Here is a 3778-nt window from a genome sequence, read left to right as displayed (position 1 = left end):
ACCCCACCTGGAACCCCCAACGCCGGCTCACATATACGGCCGTTTCCCCAAACCCCCGCTCGCATATGGCCCGGTTCCACCAACCCCCGCTCACCCATGCGCCGGAATTCCCAACGCGCTCACCAATGAACCCTCCGAGATTCAGGTTCATACTGAGCCGTACAATGTCAGGATGAGTAGCATGCAACAGGTTGCTCCCGGGGTGTCGCTCACAGCGCAGGTCACGGATATGCTCCGGGCGGCGATCACGTCCGGCGAGATGACGCCAGGGGAGCACTATTCGGCGATTGGACTAGCCGAGAGACTCGGAGTCTCCAGGACGCCGGTTCGAGAGGCGTTGCAGTTGCTTGAGAAGGAGGGCATTGTCCGGATCGAGAAGAACCGCGGTGTCCGGGTATTGCAGATTTCACTTGATGAAATTGTTCAGATCTTCCAGATCCGAATTCTTCTTGAGCCTCCGGCAGCGGCACGGGCAGCCGAGATGGTCACCAAGCATGAACTCGCGCATTTCCGTGAGCTGCATGGACGCATCCTGGATGCAGCAGCCGCCGATGATGGTCCCGGGACCCTGCAGGCGGACAAGGAATTCCACTTGTTTCTCATGGGCCTGGCGGGTAATCCGCGGCTAACGGCACTGGATGGCGAGCTCCGCAATCTGGTTCTCGCGCAAGGGTTGGTGACCATCCCTTCAATCCGAAGCAGCCAGGACTTGGCGGACGACCGTCGAGGCATTCTCGACGCATTGGAACGACAGGATCCCCTGGCTGCGTCCGCTGCCGTTCGCGAGCATGTCACCCGCACTGCGAGGCTTCTCATTTCAGGCGTCTGCGCGAAGATGCCTGGACTGTCCTCCGATGCGTATCTGGCGAAGCTGGATCAGCTGACTAAACTCCGCACTTGACTCCAATACCCAAGAATCGTTTACACGCTGCGTGCGATCCGCTACAGTTGCATGCAACATACAACTATCGAGGGAGATGCGTCGTGGCATCCACACAGGGTAGTCCGAGCGGCTTGCCGCAGCCCTTGGCTGGTATACGGATCGCAGACTTCTCACGGGTTCTAGCCGGCCCGCTTTGCTCCATGATGTTGGCCGACTACGGTGCCGAAGTCATCAAGATCGAGGGTCCTGGTGGCGACGACACCCGAGCGTGGACCCCGCCGGTTGACGCCGACGGGATTGGTACATATTTTGCCAGCGTCAACCGGAACAAGAAATCGGTGGTCGCCGACTTCAAGTCCGATGATGGGTTGGACTATGCCCGTGCGCTCGTGGCCGGCTGCGACGTCGTGATCGAAAATTTCCGGCCTGGCGTCATGGCGAAATTCGGGCTGGATTATCGGACGGTCTCCGAGGGCCGGCCGGATATCGTCTATTGTTCAATCTCGGGCTTCGGGGCTGGCGCCGGCGCGGATCTGCCCGGCTATGACCTGCTCGTGCAGGCGCTTGGCGGTCTGATGAGTATCACCGGCCACCCGGAAGGGGAACCCAGCAAGGTCGGGGTTGCCCTGGTTGACGTCCTCGCGGGACAGAATGCCGTAGCGGGAATCCTGATGGCCCTACGGGTGCGCGATGCTACGGGGGTTGGTCAGGAGGTGCAGGTCAGCCTCCTCTCATCGCTCCTGGCAGCCTTGACAAACCAAGGCACGGCCAGTTTGGCGACGGGTGATTCGCCTACCAGGCTTGGTAATGCGCACCCCAGCATCGCCCCATATGAGACGTTCCGCACCGGAGGCGGCACGCTCGCCGTCGCGGTTGGAAACGATCGGCAATTTGCGGCGCTTGCGTCGGTTCTGGGACTTAGGGCTCTGCCCCAGCAAGGGAGGTTCCTCACTAATGAACGCCGAGTAGCATCGCGCGAGGAGCTTCGGATTGCGATTGAGGCTGCGCTCGGTGCTGACACCGCAGCGAGTTGGCAACGGAAACTGCTCGCCGCAGGTGTTCCTGCGGGCACGGTCAATAGTGTCGGCGAGGCTTTCAAACTCGCTGAGAGCCTCGGGCTGGAGCCGTCAGTCGTTGTCACCGATCCCGCTACTGGCCGGAAGTCCCGGCAGTTGACCAACCCGATCCGGTTGTCCGCGGCGGCACCAAGCTATCGGCAAGTTCCCCCGGCCCTTGGAGAGCACCAGGGGTTCACCTTCGCTGTCCGATCCCCGGACACCGCCGAGAAAGGCGCATAAATGTCCGATATCAGCGATCTGATTGACTTCGATTCCCTCCTCAGCGCGGATGAACGTGCACTGCGCGATTCGGTGCGCGCGTTTGTGGATACCGAAATCAAGCCACACATCGCAGGTTGGTTCGAAAAGGCCGTTTTCCCGCTGGAACTTGTTCCAGAACTGGGCAAAATGGGGCTGCTCGGCATGCACCTGAAAGGCTTCGGCTGCGCCGGACGATCCGCCGTCGAGTACGGCCTGGCCGGAGCGGAACTCGAGGCCGGCGATTCCGGGTTGCGCACTTTCGTCTCGGTGCAAGGCTCGTTGGCGATGAGCGCCATCCACAAGCATGGCTCGGATGAGCAGAAAGCCGAATGGCTGCCGGCGATGGCCGCGGGGGAAGCGATCGGCTGTTTCGGGCTGACGGAACCCACGGCGGGGTCGGATCCGGGCAGCATGACTACTTTTGCGCACCGTGACGGAGGCGACTGGATCCTCAACGGATCAAAACGCTGGATCGGCCTTGCGTCGGTGGCCAAAGTCGCCATCATCTGGGCCCAGACCGACGGCGGTGTCCGCGGCTTTGTTGTCCCAACCAACACCGCTGGGTTCACGGCGACACCGATCGAGCCGAAGCTCTCCATGCGAGCCTCAATCCAATGCGACATTGAATTGTCCCATGTGCGCCTACCCGGGAGTGCGGTCCTGCCGAACGTCGTCGGACTCAAGGGCCCGTTCTCTTGCCTGAACGAGGCCCGCTACGGAATCATCTGGGGCGCCATGGGCGCTGCGCGCGACGCGTTCCAAGCCGCCCTCGAGTACTCCAAGGAACGTCTGCAGTTCGGGAAACCACTGGCTGGTTACCAGCTGACCCAGCAGAAGTTGGTTGATATGGCTCTGGAGATCAACAAGGGATTCCTCCTGGCCTTGCACCTCGGGCGCATGAAGGACGCCGGCACCTTGCAACCGGACCAAATTTCGGTGGGCAAACTGAACAGTTGCCGCGAGGCCATCAAAATTGCGCGGGAAGCGAGGACCATCCTTGGCGGTAACGGAATCACTCTGGATCACTCACCCTTGCGGCATGCCAACAACTTGGAATCCGTCCGCACCTATGAGGGCACCGACGAAGTCCATACCCTGATCTTGGGTAGCAGGCTGACTGGTATCGCAGCCTTCCGTTAGGCGGGCCCGACGGCGGAGCCCGCGTTCCGTCGTCGACGTCGCCGGGCGACCCCATCAGGTCCTGGCGGCCAACTTGAGTTGGCCGCCTCAACGCTGGATTTGCGCGGGGTGCGGAAGCCGTGTAATGTCTTCTAAGTCGCCGCGAGGGAGACAGCCTAGAGCTGGGAACCACGGGTGGCCAAACCCTTCGAATTGAGTCTAAAACGGCTGGTGCTTTGCGTGCCGCAATTCGAGGGAAATTCGAATTATCACCTTGAATCTGGTTGAAATGCCGATTTGATAAGTAGTGGCAGTTCGGGTAAGTTTGGGAAGTTGCTCCGGAGCGATCTTGGACCCTTGTGGGTGTGGGTGGTGCCGGGTGTGTCTGTTGTTTGAGAACTCAATAGTGTGCCAAGTTTGTTGATACCGATTTGTTTTTATGGATTGGTTGATTTTG

3 protein-coding genes are annotated in these 3778 nt (G+C 60.4%); all 3 read left to right on the top strand.

The genetic code is table 11. From position 1 onward, the window contains the following. The first annotated feature begins 172 nt into the window (after nucleotides 1-172). The 3 genes from BMF89_RS10200 (at nucleotide 173) to BMF89_RS10190 (ending at nucleotide 3342) form a co-directional block, all read left to right on the top strand. The gene (locus BMF89_RS10200) at nucleotides 173-901 is read left to right on the top strand and encodes a GntR family transcriptional regulator (protein ID WP_078106978.1); all 729 of its coding nucleotides are present in this window, start codon (nucleotides 173-175) and stop codon (nucleotides 899-901) included. 83 nt (nucleotides 902-984) lie between these two features. Then, nucleotides 985-2181, top strand: a complete 1197-nt coding sequence (locus tag BMF89_RS10195) for a CoA transferase (RefSeq protein WP_290439675.1) — start codon at nucleotides 985-987, stop codon at nucleotides 2179-2181. After that, nucleotides 2182-3342, top strand: coding sequence for an acyl-CoA dehydrogenase family protein (locus BMF89_RS10190; RefSeq protein ID WP_078106977.1), 1161 nt, complete (start codon nucleotides 2182-2184; stop codon nucleotides 3340-3342). Nucleotides 3343-3778 lie beyond the last annotated feature (436 nt).

Source organism: Arthrobacter sp. SRS-W-1-2016 (genome assembly GCF_002009585.1).
Lineage (GTDB): Bacteria > Actinomycetota > Actinomycetes > Actinomycetales > Micrococcaceae > Arthrobacter > Arthrobacter bambusae_A.
Note: the sequence above shows the minus strand (reverse complement) of the source record. Positions and strands in the feature narration are given on the sequence as shown.